This is a genomic window from Chlamydiota bacterium (assembly GCA_016178055.1).
Classification (GTDB): Bacteria; Auribacterota; JACPWU01; order JACPWU01; family JACPWU01; genus JACOUC01.
On record JACOUC010000062.1, the window covers coordinates 1 to 16,281 of the forward strand.

The 16,281-nt window shown below is 40.5% G+C and carries 18 protein-coding genes and 1 tRNA gene; 4 read left to right on the top strand and 15 right to left on the bottom strand.

The window, feature by feature from the left end; genetic code table 11:
• Positions 1-88 precede the first annotated feature (88 nt).
• Positions 89-499: a hypothetical protein gene (locus tag HYS07_09145; GenBank protein ID MBI1871343.1), complete on the top strand. Its 411-nt coding sequence runs from the start codon at positions 89-91 to the stop codon at positions 497-499.
• A gap of 368 nt (positions 500-867) precedes the next feature.
• On the opposite strand, the gene HYS07_09150 is transcribed toward HYS07_09145, so the two are convergent.
• The 15 genes from HYS07_09150 to accB all read right to left on the bottom strand — a co-directional run bounded on the left by HYS07_09150 (position 868) and on the right by accB (position 13,434).
• Entirely contained in the window at positions 868-1,560 is a 693-nt protein-coding gene (locus HYS07_09150) for a hypothetical protein (protein MBI1871344.1), read from the bottom strand.
• The gene (locus tag HYS07_09155) at positions 1,557-2,321 is read right to left on the bottom strand and encodes an ABC transporter permease subunit (GenBank protein ID MBI1871345.1); all 765 of its coding nucleotides are present in this window, start codon (positions 2,319-2,321) and stop codon (positions 1,557-1,559) included. The genes HYS07_09150 and HYS07_09155 overlap by 4 nt, the downstream gene beginning before the upstream one ends.
• The gene (locus tag HYS07_09160) at positions 2,318-3,160 is read right to left on the bottom strand and encodes an ABC transporter ATP-binding protein (protein MBI1871346.1); all 843 of its coding nucleotides are present in this window, start codon (positions 3,158-3,160) and stop codon (positions 2,318-2,320) included. Before HYS07_09160 ends, HYS07_09155 begins: the two co-directional genes overlap by 4 nt.
• Before the next feature lie 94 nt (positions 3,161-3,254).
• The gene (locus tag HYS07_09165) at positions 3,255-4,115 is read right to left on the bottom strand and encodes a hypothetical protein (protein ID MBI1871347.1); all 861 of its coding nucleotides are present in this window, start codon (positions 4,113-4,115) and stop codon (positions 3,255-3,257) included.
• A gap of 3 nt (positions 4,116-4,118) precedes the next feature.
• Complete coding sequence (ispG, locus tag HYS07_09170; protein MBI1871348.1) at positions 4,119-5,243, bottom strand: (E)-4-hydroxy-3-methylbut-2-enyl-diphosphate synthase; 1,125 nt, start codon at positions 5,241-5,243, stop codon at positions 4,119-4,121.
• A gap of 221 nt (positions 5,244-5,464) precedes the next feature.
• Complete coding sequence (locus HYS07_09175; protein MBI1871349.1) at positions 5,465-6,355, bottom strand: DUF1698 domain-containing protein; 891 nt, start codon at positions 6,353-6,355, stop codon at positions 5,465-5,467.
• 357 nt (positions 6,356-6,712) lie between these two features.
• A tRNA-Gly gene (locus tag HYS07_09180) sits at positions 6,713-6,784 on the bottom strand.
• A 51-nt stretch (positions 6,785-6,835) separates the two neighbouring features.
• Positions 6,836-7,765 (bottom strand): bifunctional hydroxymethylpyrimidine kinase/phosphomethylpyrimidine kinase, encoded by a 930-nt coding sequence (locus HYS07_09185; GenBank protein ID MBI1871350.1) that lies wholly within the window; start codon positions 7,763-7,765, stop codon positions 6,836-6,838.
• Between the two features lie 195 nt (positions 7,766-7,960).
• Entirely contained in the window at positions 7,961-8,632 is a 672-nt protein-coding gene (thiE, locus tag HYS07_09190) for a thiamine phosphate synthase (GenBank protein MBI1871351.1), read from the bottom strand.
• Positions 8,629-9,108 carry a D-glycero-beta-D-manno-heptose 1-phosphate adenylyltransferase gene (rfaE2, locus tag HYS07_09195; GenBank protein MBI1871352.1) on the bottom strand — a complete coding sequence of 160 codons (480 nt, stop codon included), beginning with the start codon at positions 9,106-9,108 and terminating at the stop codon, positions 8,629-8,631. The genes thiE and rfaE2 overlap by 4 nt, the downstream gene beginning before the upstream one ends.
• Positions 9,092-9,628, bottom strand: coding sequence for an SIS domain-containing protein (locus tag HYS07_09200; protein ID MBI1871353.1), 537 nt, complete (start codon positions 9,626-9,628; stop codon positions 9,092-9,094). The genes rfaE2 and HYS07_09200 overlap by 17 nt, the downstream gene beginning before the upstream one ends.
• Before the next feature lie 196 nt (positions 9,629-9,824).
• Positions 9,825-10,853, bottom strand: a complete 1,029-nt coding sequence (locus HYS07_09205; protein ID MBI1871354.1) for a 6-phosphofructokinase — start codon at positions 10,851-10,853, stop codon at positions 9,825-9,827.
• Positions 10,854-10,889: 36 nt separating this feature from the next.
• Complete coding sequence (gene amaP / locus HYS07_09210) at positions 10,890-11,471, bottom strand: alkaline shock response membrane anchor protein AmaP (GenBank protein MBI1871355.1); 582 nt, start codon at positions 11,469-11,471, stop codon at positions 10,890-10,892.
• A gap of 69 nt (positions 11,472-11,540) precedes the next feature.
• Positions 11,541-12,887: an acetyl-CoA carboxylase biotin carboxylase subunit gene (gene accC, locus HYS07_09215; protein MBI1871356.1), complete on the bottom strand. Its 1,347-nt coding sequence runs from the start codon at positions 12,885-12,887 to the stop codon at positions 11,541-11,543.
• Between the two features lie 112 nt (positions 12,888-12,999).
• Complete coding sequence (gene accB, locus HYS07_09220; GenBank protein ID MBI1871357.1) at positions 13,000-13,434, bottom strand: acetyl-CoA carboxylase biotin carboxyl carrier protein; 435 nt, start codon at positions 13,432-13,434, stop codon at positions 13,000-13,002.
• A 206-nt stretch (positions 13,435-13,640) separates the two neighbouring features.
• Here accB and HYS07_09225 point away from each other — a divergent pair, with 206 nt between their 5' ends.
• From HYS07_09225 to HYS07_09235, 3 genes are all read left to right on the top strand, one after another.
• A complete protein-coding gene (locus tag HYS07_09225; protein ID MBI1871358.1) occupies positions 13,641-15,539 on the top strand; it encodes a lipase maturation factor family protein in 1,899 nt (632 codons plus the stop codon).
• A 92-nt stretch (positions 15,540-15,631) separates the two neighbouring features.
• A complete protein-coding gene (locus HYS07_09230) occupies positions 15,632-15,883 on the top strand; it encodes an AbrB/MazE/SpoVT family DNA-binding domain-containing protein (GenBank protein MBI1871359.1) in 252 nt (83 codons plus the stop codon).
• Entirely contained in the window at positions 15,870-16,271 is a 402-nt protein-coding gene (locus tag HYS07_09235) for a type II toxin-antitoxin system VapC family toxin (GenBank protein ID MBI1871360.1), read from the top strand. Before HYS07_09230 ends, HYS07_09235 begins: the two co-directional genes overlap by 14 nt.
• Positions 16,272-16,281: the final 10 nt, after the last annotated feature.

Here is a 16,281-nt window from a genome sequence, read left to right on the forward strand (position 1 = left end):
CAGAGAAAGGGCCTCCTTCTTTGGAAAGCTTTTAAAAAAAATCATATCCATCTGTCCTGCAGCTGCTTCTGAAAAAACATAGAAAGGCTTGCTCGAGGCCAAAGGCTCGAGGCTCGAGGTAAATACTTCTGTTTTTTTGCTTTTGTTTTTGCTTCGAGCCTCGAGCTTCGAGCCTCGAGCTGTCTTTCTGCTTTTGCTTCGAGCTTCGAGCCTCGAGCTGTCTTTCTGCTTTTGCTTCGAGCTTCGAGCTTCGAGCCTCGAGCCGTCTTTCTGTTTTTGCCTCGAGCTTCGAGCTTCGAGCCTCGAGCTGTCTTTCTGCTTTTGCCTCGAGCTTCGAGCTTCGAGCCTCGAGCTGTCTTTCTGCTTTTGCCTCGAGCTTCGAGCTTCGAGCCTCGAGCTGTGTTTCTGCTTTTGCCTCGAGCCTCGAGCTTCGAGCCTCGAGCTGTGTTTCTGCTTTTGCCTCGAGCCTCGAGCTTCGAGCCTCGAGCTGTGTTTTTAGTATTTGAAGAATCCTAAACTTATGTAGACATCATGGAAAAATAAAGAAGCAATAAGAACCAGCTTCAATGTCTTTTGACAAAATGATCTCACCTTTGCTTCCTCCCTAAAGGTATCGACAATTTATGTGATAAAAAAGTAAAAAATAAACCTCATAAAACCCACATCAGATTTTATAGTTATGACCTTCTTTATCCAAGATAATTACGTGAATTTTTAATTTTTTATTTTTTTACCTTTTCCATCCTTGGGGTGTCTCTTTAAGAAAAGGGAAGAAAATTGAATCTCTGTTATAGAGCCGTAGTTTGCCTGGTCTCTTTAACAGAGATTTTTTTATATTCCAAAGAAAAAGTTAAAATTTTCATGAAGCTACGGGGTTATTTTCTCTTTTAACTTTTCCCCAAGCTCATGGATAAAGCGATTGACGACAGAATCCAAAACCTGATTACGGGTAGGTCTTTGTTGAATATCCTTCCATACATTCAAGGCCTCTTTTAATTCTCCATTTTTCTCGTAGGCATGAGCGAGAAGATGTTCTACAAACTGTGGATGTTCATATTTAATCCCATGGCGGAGATACCGAATGGCATTAGGGTAATCCTTGGCCTTATAAAAATAGGTCCAGCCCAATTCAAAATACAGCTCGTAACGATTTGAATTTTGCATGAGGCCAGATTTTAAAAATTTCAAACCCTCTTCCAGCCACCGCTTCTTCTCAAGATCTGTTTTACTATAAAAATAGAGATTAAAGGCCATGTGCCAACCCCCGACACTCCAAGCCGTAATAAACTGGGGCTGAAGAAAAGTTACAGCTTTAAACAAAGGAAGTAGTTTATACCATTGGCCATGGTGGCTGTATTCATCTAACCTGACCCAAAGAAGATCAGCCGCAATCCCTCGAAACCCGCCGGCAAGAATGCCATTCACCGCTTCACCTACTTGAAAAAGAAAGTGGGTTTTAAGTCCTTCAACATTGATGCGTCGATTTTCAACATGATTTTGAATTCGGATTTGAAGATTTAGGAAAATGAGCAACGCGGCCAAGGCATAAGCTTTTTTCATGATAAATTTCTTCTTTTTAAAAGAAAGGTCGCTAGAAAAATTAAGGGGAGAGAATATAAAATCACATACAAGTAATCATGTCCTATTTTTGCCCATTCAAGATTCATATCTAAAACCAGGAGGTCTCTGGCTTCAAAACGTTCAAAATTTGGAACCCATTTGAGTAGAACTTGAAAAATTGTTGCGAAAGTGCCATTGGCATATTCCCCAAAATATTCAGAATAATTCGTTAAATGTCCCAAAAAATAAATCATCACCATCATCATAAAATGGGTAAATTTTGTCAGAAACGTTGCGGCAAAAATACCCCATGCATGAAGAATCACAAAGAGGCCTAGAAGCAAAAGTAGGGCCTTCATAAAATTCATATCCCAAACATGAAATTTCAAAAAAATCACACCCAACGCGAAAACACCCATCAAAACCAGATCTAAAATTAAAAACAAAACCCCTCCGAAAAATTTTCCTAAAACAACACCTTCAATACGAACAGGATTCGAAAGAAAAAAATAAACGGTTCCCTGACGTTCTTCCTTAAAAAAGAGATCGCTGCTCAAAAGAGCTGTAATGAACATCATAAAAAATGAAATAGAACTGATTCCAATGTCCATCATAAATTTTTTCTCTGAACCTGGAGTGAGCGAAATAAAAACGGTTGAGCTATAAACACAAATGGGAGGAAAAAGAAGGAGCAGTAGAAGCGTTCTTCGCCTCCATTCTTCTTTGATTGTTTGTAAGATGATGGCTAGAATTTTCATCATGGACGAGGAACACGCAGGGTTTCTACAAACGCCCTTTCGAGGGTTTTTCGAGGACGTCCCACCGTATCAACGGTGATTCCTAACTCTTCAAATATCTTTTTGAGATATTCTTGATCTAAGGTTCCGTCTACCACAATCTGAGTCTTTTCTGGAATTTCAAGAAGGGCGTCTAGAGTGTCCTCCCGCAAGACCTTCCCTTGATAAAGAATTGCAACCCGGTCACAAACATTTTCAATCTCACCCAAGAGGTGGCTCGACATGATGATGGTCTTTCCTCTTTTTTTAAGATCCAGAATCATTTCCCTCACTTGTAATGTTCCAATGGGATCAAGACCCACCGTAGGTTCATCTAGAAAAATCAAATCAGGATCCTTGAGAAGGATAAAGGCAAGGCCTAGCCGCCTCAACATTCCTTTTGAGAAGCTGCGAACCCATCGATCCTTCGCATGAGTTAAATCAACTTTCTGAAGAACCAGAGGAATTTCCTTACGAATATGGCCTGATCGAAGACCTGCCAACTTTCCATAAAACTCTAAACTCTCTTGAGCCGTCAAAAATTTATAGAGATAGGACTCCTCAGGCAAGAAACCAATTCTTGATTTAATGGCTATTTTATTGGGCTTTTGATTAAAAACCTTTACCTGCCCCTGATTCAACCGGAGAAGACCCAGAAAAGCCTTCATAGCCGTTGTCTTTCCAGAACCATTGGGGCCCAAAAGGCCAAAAATCTCTCCTCGACTGACTTGTAAATTTAAATGGTCCAAAGCAACAACCTTTTGCCGTTTCCACACATTCTTATAAATTTTGACTAAATCGCAAGCTTCTAGAATAGACTCCATTTTGCTCCTTTCATCCCCCCACCTGGTGCTATGGCCCTCTGGGCCTTTACGCGGAGCGTATGCCGCAAAAGCGGCACAACAGCAGGTGGGGGGATCATCCCACTAAATTCGTCATTCTGCTCAGAATTTTTTGATGAGCCAGGGTCAAAAAAATAGCCACCGAAACAGTCGTATAGAGAAAAAGGTAAACAATATAAGTTCCCGAAATATTCTGCCCAAGAACAATGGCATCTGAAATATTAAAATTCTCAAGATTAGGAATACCGATTAAAAGACCCCTAAATAAATTTCCTAAAAAGGCATGATATTGATAAGCCGTCTGAATTAAAAAATCCATGAGATGCCCCACCATAAAAAAGAAAACCGTTGCGACAATGGCATGAACCGATGTAAAAAAAACCGAAAGAAAAAGTGCGACAGAAGAAAGAATCAGTCCTTGAAAAAAGGTCGCGACAAAGGCTTTTAAAATGGAAATATTATCCAGAAAAGTCTTCTTGATTAAATGAGGCAAGAGAGAATGAAGTGATGCATCTAAAGGAAGATCCAGCATCGTAAATCTTATGTTTTGAACGATCAAATTAAGATAAAAAAGAATTCCCATTAAAAATAGAGCCAAACCACTTAAAAATACAATTCCCAAAAACCGGCCGAGAAGATACCCCATGGGGCTCATGGGATTCATCACGAGGGTATAAATACTACAATTTTCAAAATCATCATGAATTTGCGTCGCACCTAGAAGAGTCACCAGCACAAAGCAGAAAAAAGTAATGGAAGCAAAACTAATATCCTTAAAAAACTTTTCCTGTTCTTGAAAGGTAAAATTTAAGAAAAGATAGGCACTGGAAGTTGAGACAAGTGAAAAAAGAACAACGAAACCGTAAGTTTTGCTTCGAAGGGTTTCCTTACAGGTTAAGCGGGTTAATAAATAAATCGAGCGCAAAAAACTTCCCATCTTTCACCCTGCTTTTTGTCCAACCCATTCATCCAATTCCTGCCGAAGCCTGGGAATAACCTCTTGATACTTGTAAGTCCCAAGGGTGGCGGATTTCTTTTTTAAAGTAACACTCGCAGGCCCACACCATAAACCAAGATCTGCATCATCCGTTTCTCCAGGACCATTGACACGGCATCCCATCACTGCAATGGTAATATGATGGTCCTTCGCATACGAAGTGATTCGCTTCACCTCTTGAGCCAATTCAACAAAAGCGGTATTTTCAACTCTGGAACAGGAAGGGCAGGAAATAATATTTAATCCCTTTCCAAAATCCGGGACAGAAATGAATTTTCCTTCAGCAATATCGCTTAAAATACTTCGACCTGCCTTAATCTCCTCATCTTTTTCCTCAAAAGGAACCGTGAGAGACACACGCAAAGTGTCTCCCATTCCTTGGGGAATCAATTGTTCAAACGCAATTCTGGTTTTAATGATTCCATCGGGAAGAAGACCTGCCTCCGTGACTCCCAAATGAATGGGAAGATCCGGCCTTCTTTCAGAGAAACGTTTGTTACAGGCAACCACTTTTTGAGGATCAGAGTCCTTAAGACTCACCACATAATTCGTAAAACTGAAATTATCCAAAAGCTGGCAATGCCAGACAGCACTCTCAACAATGGCCGTAACATGATCACCTGGATAGCTCTCAAGAAAAGAAGGGGCCACAGACCCGCAATTCACACCTACACGAAGAGCACATCGATTTTTCTTTGCAATTTCTACCAGCCACTTGACTTTTTTCTCGATGGAAATTTCAGGATCTAAATGATGAAGATGACCTGGATTATATCTTAATTTATCGACAAAGGGTGCGACACGATCGGCCAAACGAAAATTTTCCTGTAAATCAACCACCAGCCTTGCCTTTGTCCTTTTGCGAATCTCGGAAAGACATTCAACATCGTGCATGTTATCCACAGCAATTCGAATGAGATCAGCTCCCGCTCCTTCTAAAAGTCGAACTTGTCCCAAAGTCGCTTCAATATCTCGGGTTCTGGTTGCACACATACTCTGAACCGAGATAGGGGCTCCCCCTCCAATTTGAAGATCCCTCACAAAAACTTTACGTGTTTTTTGACCCATAAAATTTATAACTCATTGATAATAAGATAGTTGAGAATATAAAATTAATTGTAATCATAGAAATACTGTTTTTTATAACATATTTACACGTTAACAACAAGGCGAAACAGGGAACATCTCACGTACTCATTTTATCTTGAATAAAGAGAGCCTGGCTCAACAATTCTTCTGAAAAGAAAATTACTGACTTGTGATAATGACCGTCTCCACTATCTGAAATTCTATCTCATGGCAATAAGCCCAAAACTAGGCCCGTTTGGATGATCCTCATTCTCAAAATTAAATTCAAATTTATTCATTCCAAAATGCCCTAATGCTCCAACAATCTCTTCTCGACTCATCCAGCAACTGAAGTGAGAATTGGATCCTAAGAAACATTTAGAATCCAAACTCGCCCCATACTCATTGCGATAAAGCGTGTGCGAAAATCCTTTATAATTTGATAAATCTTTCTTTGAAAAGGATCTCGCAATTGTTGGCCTATTTTGCATCAGAGTTTCATCGTAATAATGCGTCCAAAGAAATAGGCTGTCTGACGTTTTACAGATCAATTCCAAGAGTTCAACCGGCTTCTGCATGTGGTAGAGTATGCCACTGGCAATGACAATTCCGAATCTTGAATCTAAATGTTGCAGATACTGCATGCAGTCTACGCAAAAAAACTCAACTCGTTTCAACTTCAGTAATTCCTTTGCGATCAGACACCTTAAATAAGCGTGCATATTGGATTCAATAGCCACGATGCGCAATGCCCCGCATTTTTCCATCAGGTAACTGTGCCCACCTTCAAGCGAACCCAACTCAAGAACGCTCTTATCTTGAAAACAAAGTCGATCATTCACCCATTTAATTCTGGCATCATCAAAGAGCATGATTTTTCCTGCTTGAACATTTAACTCTTGAGGTAATTGTGAAACCCATTCACCTTTAAAAATATCCACCGCATTTTGCTCTGCATTTGATGAAGTTACAAAACGACTAGAAATGTCTACCGCATTTTGCTCCACTTTTGATGGAGTTACAAAGCGACTAGAAATATTCTTTCTAGGCATCATCAAAGGGAACAAGTTCGCTCTTAAGATTCTCAATAAACGATTCCAAACATCTCTCATACGAACCCTGTCTGTTTCTAAAAACCAGAATTTCTCATCACATTTCTACTGCTCTCCCTCAATTCCGCCTCGTCTGCGTCGCAAGAGAGGCGGATTCTGCTCAACGTACTGTAAAGTACGCCTCACACGGCACGGAGCGTCTTCCTATCATCCAAAGCGGACTCGGGCGGTCTCGCTCAAGAAATATGATGAGAAATCCAGGTTAGAGTTTAAAAGATAGAAACGAATGTTCGTTTGTAACGCCCCGATCTTCATCGGGGCTCTTTCCCCACAGGGGGCGTTCGGGTTGGCTTCGACTCCACCAGATCCTCTCATAAGACTGTGAGCTTCCTATTCTATTATTATATAAAAAGTTTGAGCGGGTGATGGGAGTCGAACCCACGACGTCAAGCTTGGGAAGCTTGCATTCTACCGCTGAATTACACCCGCTAGATAAGACAGTTCAAGATTCAAAGTTTAAAGTTTAAAGTTAAAAATGTACTAACTTCCTACCATTTCTAAAAATTTCCGATATCGTTTATCAATCATAGATCGAGTGAGCTTGATTGTTTTTCGAATACTAAAATCCTCAACAGCGAACGAGGCGACGACGGTCGCATATCTTAAAGCATTCAAGACAGTCAACCGCTTCATATTTCCCTGACTTGCAAGATAGCCCATGAACGCTCCGGCAAAACTATCACCTGCCCCTGTTGGATCTACAACATTTTCTACAGGGTAAGCGGGTAGGGCAATAAATTCTTTTCCATCAAAGGCAAGCACTCCATGCTCCCCTTTTTTAAGAATCACCCATTTGGGGCCCAGAGATTTTAATTTCTTTGCCGCTTTTACCAAAAGTTTTTCTCCTGTCAAAAGTTTGGCCTCGCCCTCATTAAGGAAAATCATTGTCACTCTTTTATAGAGATCAAGTAATTCTTTGCGGTGAGAACGGATCCAGTGATTCATGGTATCACATGCAACCAAATGAGGCGTTCCTACCTGTGAAAGGACACTCTCTTGAAGAGTGGGATGAATATTGGCAAGAAAAAGATAAGATGTTTCCCGATAACTTTTAGGAAGCTCAGGATTAAATTCAGCAAAAACATTTAATTGAGTGTCATGCGTTTTAGCTTCATTCGGATCTTCATAAGAGCCGCTCCAGCGAAAGGTTTTTCCCGGCCGCCTGATTAGGCCGCTTAAATCGGTTTTTGGATTTTTTAAAGTAGCAAGATGCTCTTTTGAAAAATCTTCTCCAACGACACCGACCACCTGAACAGGAGCAAAAATTCTTGCAGCAATTGTAAAATAGGTTGCAGATCCCCCTAAGGCATCATCCACCTTTCCATAAGCTGTTTTGACCGTATCAAAAGCAACAGAACCGACGACAACAATTGATTGAGGTTTCTTTTTCAGTTTTATAGTTCTCACCATGCAACTTTGGCCATCATCTAAGTGGATGGAAATAAATAGTTAATTCAAAGTTTAAAAATCAAAATGCAAAATGACATATTAAAATTCAAAATTTCTAATGCGATTGCAAGGGAGACATTTTAAGTTTTACATTGTCCGACAAGATTTTTGATGTTTGATTTTTGAATTTTCATAGTGACTGTGGACTAGAGAATATCACTTTTTGAATGAATGTAAATCCGTAAACTGATTGCCCTCTCGAAATGCTCTTATTTTTGAAAGAAGATGAGAGGTTGTCTTAAAAATATCTGAACTTTTTAAAATTGCACTGACCACCGCAACTCCATCAGCCCCCTTTTCTAAAACCTCCACTACATTTCCAGAGTCAATTCCCCCAATCGCAAAAATAGGATGAGAAACTTTTTCCTTCACTCCAGGAAGATACTCTAACCCAATGGGCGTCATTTTGGGTTTCGTTTGAGTTTTAAAAACAGGACCCCATCCGATGTAATCCACATCTTGTGTTGAAGAGAAAATGGCCTGTTCTTTAGAGTGGGTTGAAAGCCCAATGATTAAATTATTTCCTAAAATTTTTCTTGCCTCTTTAATCCCGTAGTCCTCCTGTCCCAAATGAACCCCATCCGCGCCCATTTCTTTCACCAACTCAACATAATCATTCAAAATAAAAACAACATGAAAAGGTAAAATGGCCTTCACCTTTAATCCCCATCGAAGAACCTCTGAGAGAGGGGAAATTTTATCTCTGAATTGAATAAGTTCACACCCGCCTTCAACCAGTCTCGTTGCTACATCTACCATTTGATCAGGCTCTAGATATCCCCGATCTAAAATGGCATATAAATCTTTTCCTTGAATACTTTTTTTCATAACGCCTTCATCTTCCTCAATAAATCACTACTCGAACGCCCCTTAATAAAAGGGAGGATCACAACTTTACCTCCCTGGTCCTTGACATAACGAGCACCGACCACTTGATCCATCTTATAATCCCCACCTTTAACCAAAATATCTGGATTTAAAATTTGAATAATTCTTTGAGGGGTTTCGTCACTGAAAGAAGTGACATAGTCTACAGCCTCTAAAGAGCTTAAGATTTCCATTCTCTCTTTCAGAGAGACGAGCGGACGCTTTTTCCCCTTTAGTTTTCTGACGGAAGAATCTGTATTTAAGGCTACAACCAAAACATCTCCCAATCGTTTTGCCTGATTTAAAATCCGCACATGTCCCACATGTAAGAGATCAAAACAGCCATTGGTGAAAACAATCTTTTGACCCTGTTCTTTAAATTGTTGAAATTTCTTTGAGAGGGCTAAGGGTAAAAAAAATTTAGAGGGACGGTCCATGAGCAAATTCGTTTTCGATGAGTTCAGAAAGAATATGAATCACTAAAATATGAGATTCTTGAATGCGAGCTGTTTCTGTGGAAGGAACATGAAAAGCAATATCGACCTCTTTAGATAAAGGGGAATCCAAATTTCCTCCCATTAAACCCATTGTTTTAAGCCCCTTTTTCTGGGCTGCTTGAACAGCCTCTAAAACATTTTTAGAGCGACCACTGGTCGAAATAGCCACCAAAATATCTCCCCTTTTCCCAAGGGCTTCAACCTGTTTTCTAAAAACGAGATCATAATGATAATCATTTCCTACACTGGTCAAAATCGAAGCATCGGTCGTAAGCGCTAGAGCTGCAATCGGAGCACGATCGACTTTATAACGTGTCACCAATTCTGCCGCAAAGTGCTGGGCATCGGCAGCACTTCCCCCATTTCCACAAATCAACAGCTTATTTCCGTCTCGAAGACCTTGAATGAGGATCTCGGCCATTTGGGCAATCTGAGTGACATAAAGATGAGATAAAAGCATTTCTTTAACTGAAATGCTTTTAGAAATAGCATTTTGAATTTCTTCTGCCAGTTTGGGTTTTGTTAGAATATTCACTCAATCGCCTCACGATCGTGATGGAAGGGTCGCATGGATACAACCCACCCGCCACCAAGGAACGGGTTCGATCTTCGACATGGCTCTGGATAGGTAAATCGGACCCCCACAAGAAATGTGATTATCCAAAAAAAACCTTAGCCACTTCGTAGAGATCCAAATCAGCAGTTTTTAATTTGTTGACCGCTTCTGACAAATCAACGGAAACAATTTTTGTTCCCCTAAGACTCACCATTTTTCCAAATTCTTTGCTCTTAACCAATTCAACCGCCTTCACTCCAAAACGCGTCCCCAACACACGATCAAAAGCTGTTGGAGTCCCGCCGCGCTGCAAGTGACCTAGCACAGTGACCCGAGTCTCAAAACCTGTCCTCTTCTCAATCTCATGGGCCAATAACTCCCCCACTCCTCCTAATTTCTCATGACCAAAAGCATCGAGTTCTTGACTTTGTTTAACTAGATCTAAGCCTAGCTTAACTCCCTCTGCAACAGCGACAAGGCTAAAGTTTCGACCCATTTTATGACGACGGCGAATCACATTACAAACTTCTTCAATATTGACCTCAATCTCAGGAATTAAAATAATATCGACCCCACCCGCAATCCCAGCCTGTAAGGCAATCCATCCCGCATTACGGCCCATGAGCTCGACCACCATCACACGATTATGAGAAGCAGCCGTCGTATGAAGCCGGTCGATCGCCTCCATCGCAATATTAACAGCCGTATCAAAACCAAAGGTGCAGTCCGTTCCATCCAAATCATTGTCAATGGTCTTGGGAATCCCTACCGTGGAAAGGTGTTCTTGTTGAAAGAGCTTCTGGGCAACGCCAAGCGTGTCATCTCCCCCAATGGCAATCAAGGCCTCAAGTTCTAGAGATTTAAAATTTTTGATCACTTTTTTTACATCTTCCGGCTTCTTATAAGGGTTGGTTCGGGAGGTATTCAAAATCGTCCCTCCCGTGTGCAAAATACCTGAAACAGAATCACGATTTAAAATCTTATAATCCCCTTCAATAATTCCAGCCCAGCCTCTTAAAAAACCAACCACTTCATATTTTTCCAAAGCAGCCTTACGTACAATTCCCCTTAAAACAGGGTTTAAACCCGGACAATCGCCACCCCCTGTTAATACTCCAATCCGCCTCATAAACTCTACCCTTTCATTCTATTTCTATAAATAATTTTAAGGCGTCACGACTCCCTGAAACCCTTTACCCTCTAAAAGATCCGCTTTCTTTTCAGAAATTTCAATCACACTGACTTCAAGTTGAATCACTTTTTCTATTCCTAAAATATTTTGAACTTGTGATTTAATGTGTTTCTGAAGCTCCTCAGAAACGGTTGCTAAATTTGACCCACTCCATAAACTAACATTCAAAATGATTTTGATCGCTTTACGATAACGCGTCACTTTTGGTTGAATCGATTTAATTTCATGAAATCCTTGACTTATCTTTTCAATAAAGGTTTCAATCGCACGAATCGAAAGAAATACTCTCCCTTCAGGATGACGAAAGGTTAGATAGCGCTCCTTCTTGCCTTTTCGAATCTTAATGGCCAAGTATTCAACCTCTAAAAGAAAAAGAATCGCTGCGGTTTGAGCAAAATAATGCTCAGGCCAAGAAAATTTCAAGCAAAAACGATAGTGGCTGATCAACCAAATAATCGGTTGAGAAGTATAGGAAAGCTGACAGAGAACAATGACGAGTCCTAAAGCAAGTGAAAGATGAAACAAGGACATAATAAATAAAAATAAAGATGCCATATTTAGCCTTCCCTAAAATGGAATAAAGGTCTGTACTCTAGCAAAATCTAAGAAAAAGAGCGAGTCATTTTACCTTTGTTTTAAGAAATCCTCTACAAATTGCGTTGAATAATGCCCCAAACGAAATCTAGGTTCATCCAAAATTCTTCTTAAAAAAGAAGTGGTCGTTTTAACCCCTTCAATTAATAATTCATCCAGGGCACGAGCCATGATTTGAATGGCCTCCGTTCTATCTTTGCCATGAGCAATGACTTTCGCAATCATAGAATCATAAAAGGGAGGAATTTCATATCCATGATAAACATGGGTGTCCACTCGAACCCCTAAACCACCTGGTAAAAATAGACCTGTAATCCTGCCTGGACTGGGCATAAAGTCCCTTTCGGGATCCTCTGCATTAATTCGGCATTCAATCGCCCAACCTTTATTCTGAATATCCTTCTGTTCAAAGGGCAACTTCTCACCTGCAGCAATTTTGATTTGTTGTTTAATAATATCTATTCCGGTGACCATTTCTGTCACAGGATGTTCCACCTGAACACGTGTATTCATTTCCATAAAATAAAAATTTTCATGGCGATCGACCAGAAATTCTACCGTTCCTACATTCTGATAGGAGACCCCCTTGGCGGCACGAATCGCGGCCTTTCCCATTTTTGCCCGAGTCGCAGAACTGACAGCTGTGGAAGGCGATTCCTCAATCAATTTTTGATACCTCCGCTGAATCGTACAATCCCGCTCTCCTAAATATACATAGTTACCATGCTGATCAGCCATGATCTGAATTTCAACATGGCGAGGACTTTCTAAATATTTTTCAATATACACTTCGGCACTATCAAAGACAGCCTCTGCCTCTGCTTTTGCCGTCATAAAAGCACTCGCAAGACTCACATCATTATGAGCAATACGCATTCCTCGCCCTCCCCCTCCCATCGCCGCCTTAATAATGACGGGGTAACCCATTTTTTTTGAAATCTGAAGGGCTTCATTTCTATCCTTGATAGCTCCTTCACTTCCTGGAATGGTCGGAACACTGACATGTTTCACGGAGGATTTCGCTTGAATTTTATCTCCCATCAAGCGAATACTCTCGACCGGAGGACCGATGAATTTGATATTGCAGCTTTGACAAATCTCTGCAAAATGGGTGTTTTCAGCCAAAAAACCATATCCAGGATGAATCGCCTCCACATCGGCAATTTCAGCCGCACTCATAATGCTTGGAATATGAAGATAGCTGTTCGCACTCTGGGCAGGCCCAATGCAAATAGCCTCATCCGCGTATCGAACATGGGGAGAATGGATATCCGCTTGAGAATAAACAGCAACCGTTCGCACCCCTAATTCTTTACAAGCTCGGATGATGCGAAGCGCAATTTCTCCCCGATTAGCAATCAAAATTTTTTCGAACATATTAATCCGTTTCCCGTCACCCGTTTCCCCGTTGCCCGTATCGTTTACGGATAACGGGAAACCGTCAACGAGCGAACAATCTTGAGGTAATGAAAATTTGAATAATGGTAGACTACGGCTTTAATTTAAAAAGAGGTTGACCAAATTCGACGGGTTGACCATTCTCAACTAAAACTTCTAGAACCACACCGGAAAACTCGGATTTAATCTCATTCATCACCTTCATCGCCTCAATAATACAAACCACATCCCCCTTCTGAATCGTCTGGTTCATTTGGAGATAAGGAGCCGATTCTGGAGAAGGAGAAGCGTAGAAAGTTCCAACCATGGGAGAGGTCACCTCGACAAAACTTTCATGTTCTTTGGGTTCCTCCTTGGAAAGAGCAGTCTGCGTTTGTACAGGAACTTGAACGAAACCTGCCTGAACCTCTCCTTGAGCTTTTCCTCTTTTTAATGCAATCTTAAAGCCGTTGCGTTCCAACTGAAACTCAACGATATCATTTTCCTGCATCAGCTTGATCATTTCTTGAATTTCTTTAATATTCATCCCACCACCTCTGGAGCCTGCCAAAGGCAGGCCTGTCCCTCTCTTACTTTTAACATTTCATCACCACTCCCTATTTCTACTTCAAGGCCAAATTAAAATAATGAATCCATGATACCAATAGAAATTTTCCATGTCCAACGCTTTGTCAGACCCTTTTTTCTCATTTCCTTGACAGCCTCAAAATATTCATGTGAAATAATCCTTTGATGAAAGAGTTGCGACCTATCTCTCAGCCTCCCTTAAAGCCCCTCATGATTTTTGATGGGGACTGTCAATTTTGTCGTTCCTGGATAGAACATTGGAGAGAGCAAACTCAAGGGAAAATAGATTATCTCCCCTTTCAAAAAGTAGAGCACCTGTTTCCAGAAATTCCTCATGAATCTTTCGAGAAAGCCATACAATTCATCATGCCGGATGGTTCTCTCTACGAAGGAGCTGAAGCGATTTTTCAAGCTTTGGCTCAAGCACCTCACAAAAGATGGATGCTTTATTTCTATAAAAACTTTCCTGGATTTTCAAAAATTTCCGAATGGGCTTATCAATGGATCGCTCAACATCGTAAATTATTGATCACAAAATTCTTCTTTCGCGCAAAATTTTCTCATCCAAATTATTTTTTAACTCAATGGCTATTCTTAAGACTTCTGGGAATTATTTACTTTATTGCATTTGTGTCTTTGGGAACGCAGATCTTAGGATTAGTCGGTCAAGATGGGATTCTCCCCGCTCATTCTTTTCTTGAAGCTGTAAAAAAACATTTTGGATCTCAAATCTATCATCTTCTTCCTACCCTAGCTTGGGTTAACACAAGTGATGTCTTTCTAAAATACTTATGCACTGCGGGCACTTTTTTATCTGTACTGGTTATTACTGGAATTGCCGTTATCCCTTCTCTTTTGATCTTATGGGTTCTTTACCTTTCCCTTATGATCGTGGGACAAGCTTTTTTGTCTTTTCAATGGGACACTCTTCTTCTTGAGACAGGTTTCTTAGCCGTTTTCTTTGCTCCTGGGGGAATCCTTCCCAAATGGAGATCTCCATCTCAGGTTTCTAAAACGATTCTTTGGCTCATCCGTTGGCTTTTATTTCGCCTGATGTTCGAATCAGGATGCGTCAAACTCCTGAGTGGAGATATGACCTGGAGAAATTTGACCGCTCTCCAATACCATTATGAAACCCAACCCCTCCCAACGTGGATCGGGTGGTATATTCATCATCTACCTTTGGAATTCCATAAAGCTTCGACCTTTCTTATGTTTGTGATTGAACTCATTATCCCCTGGCTTACTTTTCTAGGCCGTAAGGCAAGAATTTTTGCTTTTTTTTCTTTTTTCCTTCTTCAAGGAATGATTCTTCTTACAGGAAATTACTGTTTTTTTAACTTGCTGACACTCACTCTTTGTCTCTCCCTTCTAGATGATCAAACCCTTCAACAATGGATTCCTAAAATTTTCTTAAGAAGATTAGGCCCTCTTTCTCTACGAAAACAAAATTCATTTGTTAAACTGATTCGTGGAACATTTGCCATTTTTATTTTTCTTTTAAGTACAGCTCAAGGATTTGGGCTCTTTTCAAAATCAAAACCTTTTCCAAAATTTGTGTATAAAAGCCTTCACGCCCTTGAACCTTATCACATGATTAATCGCTATGGCCTTTTTGCAGTCATGACTCAAAAACGCCCTGAAATCATCATTGAAGGAAGCCAAGATGGTGAAAATTGGACAGCCTATTCATTCAAGTGGAAACCAGGGGATTGTAAGAAAGGCCCAAGCTTTGTCGCCCCCCATCAACCTCGACTTGATTGGCAAATGTGGTTTGCGGCCCTGGGAAGCACTCAAAATAATCCATGGATTTTAAACTTTTTAAAATGTCTATTAGAAGGTTCTCCTGAAGTGCTTCAACTCCTTAAAGAAAATCCCTTTCCCTCAGAACCTCCCCACTACGTTCGTGCCCTTCTCTATCAATATCATTTTTCAGATTTGTCCGAGCGGCGTCAAAAAGGCATTTGGTGGACCCGAGAACTTTTAGGACTCTACTGTCCTATTCTCTCCCTTAAAAGCTCAGAAGCTGAGCACGAAGTTCACCCCATAAAAATCCTACAATAATTATTTGTATTACAAAAAAAATATTTACATTCATATTTATTATATATATAATATTATTTAAGTAGAACCTAATTAAGGAGGATTTTATCAACATGGAAGCTTCTGTAGTCACCCTGAAAGGGCAAATCGTTATTCCAGCTAAATTGAGGAAACTTGTTGGAATCAGACAAGGGACCAAGGTCTTTTTCGAAGAAAAAGATGGGGATATCATTGTTCATCCCGCAACACCTCACTTTTACGAACGAACTTGCGGCATTCTCAAAGGCGGTCACCTCGTGAAAACTCTTGAGGAGTCACGGCGTAAGGAAAAAGAAAGGGAGAAGAGCAAGTTTGAAAAGTTCTAAGGTCTTAGATAGTTGGGCACTTTTAGCTTACTTTGAGGGTCAGAAAGAAGGACTCAGAGTAACAGGAATTCTTAAGGAAGCGGCCCAGAAAGGGAGAGATCTCTTGATTTCAGTTATTAATTGGGGAGAAGTTCTTTACATCATTCAGTCCAGATACGGTAAGGAGAAAAAGGATGAAATTGAGCATCTCATGAGCCAGATGCATCTCAAAATCATCGATGTAAATACAGATTTAACGAGAATTGCAGCGTCCTTCAAAGCGGTTAAAAAACTCCCCTACGCCGATTGCTTTGCCGCTGCACTTGCAAAACAAGAAAAAATATCTCTCCTCACAGGTGATAGAGACTTCCTTGTTATAGAAAACGATGTCACCATCGATTGGCTGTAAAAAAAACATT

Bases quoted from the DNA above. Each gene is read 5' to 3' on its own strand.
- HYS07_09225 (MBI1871358.1), top strand. From the start codon at position 13,641: ATGAAAGAGTTGCGACCTATCTCTCAGCCTCCCTTAAAGCCCCTCATG.
- ispG (MBI1871348.1), bottom strand. From the start codon at position 5,243: ATGGGTCAAAAAACACGTAAAGTTTTTGTGAGGGATCTTCAAATTGGA.
- accC (MBI1871356.1), bottom strand. From the start codon at position 12,887: ATGTTCGAAAAAATTTTGATTGCTAATCGGGGAGAAATTGCGCTTCGC.
- HYS07_09150 (MBI1871344.1), bottom strand. From the start codon at position 1,560: ATGAAAAAAGCTTATGCCTTGGCCGCGTTGCTCATTTTCCTAAATCTT.
- HYS07_09165 (MBI1871347.1), bottom strand. From the start codon at position 4,115: ATGGGAAGTTTTTTGCGCTCGATTTATTTATTAACCCGCTTAACCTGT.
- HYS07_09230 (MBI1871359.1), top strand. From the start codon at position 15,632: ATGGAAGCTTCTGTAGTCACCCTGAAAGGGCAAATCGTTATTCCAGCT.
- accB (MBI1871357.1), bottom strand. From the start codon at position 13,434: ATGAATATTAAAGAAATTCAAGAAATGATCAAGCTGATGCAGGAAAAT.
- HYS07_09160 (MBI1871346.1), bottom strand. From the start codon at position 3,160: ATGGAGTCTATTCTAGAAGCTTGCGATTTAGTCAAAATTTATAAGAAT.
- rfaE2 (MBI1871352.1), bottom strand. From the start codon at position 9,108: ATGGACCGTCCCTCTAAATTTTTTTTACCCTTAGCCCTCTCAAAGAAA.
- HYS07_09175 (MBI1871349.1), bottom strand. From the start codon at position 6,355: ATGAGAGATGTTTGGAATCGTTTATTGAGAATCTTAAGAGCGAACTTG.
- HYS07_09200 (MBI1871353.1), bottom strand. From the start codon at position 9,628: ATGCTTTTATCTCATCTTTATGTCACTCAGATTGCCCAAATGGCCGAG.
- HYS07_09155 (MBI1871345.1), bottom strand. From the start codon at position 2,321: ATGATGAAAATTCTAGCCATCATCTTACAAACAATCAAAGAAGAATGG.
- amaP (MBI1871355.1), bottom strand. From the start codon at position 11,471: ATGGCATCTTTATTTTTATTTATTATGTCCTTGTTTCATCTTTCACTT.
- HYS07_09205 (MBI1871354.1), bottom strand. From the start codon at position 10,853: ATGAGGCGGATTGGAGTATTAACAGGGGGTGGCGATTGTCCGGGTTTA.
- thiE (MBI1871351.1), bottom strand. From the start codon at position 8,632: ATGAAAAAAAGTATTCAAGGAAAAGATTTATATGCCATTTTAGATCGG.
- HYS07_09185 (MBI1871350.1), bottom strand. From the start codon at position 7,765: ATGGTGAGAACTATAAAACTGAAAAAGAAACCTCAATCAATTGTTGTC.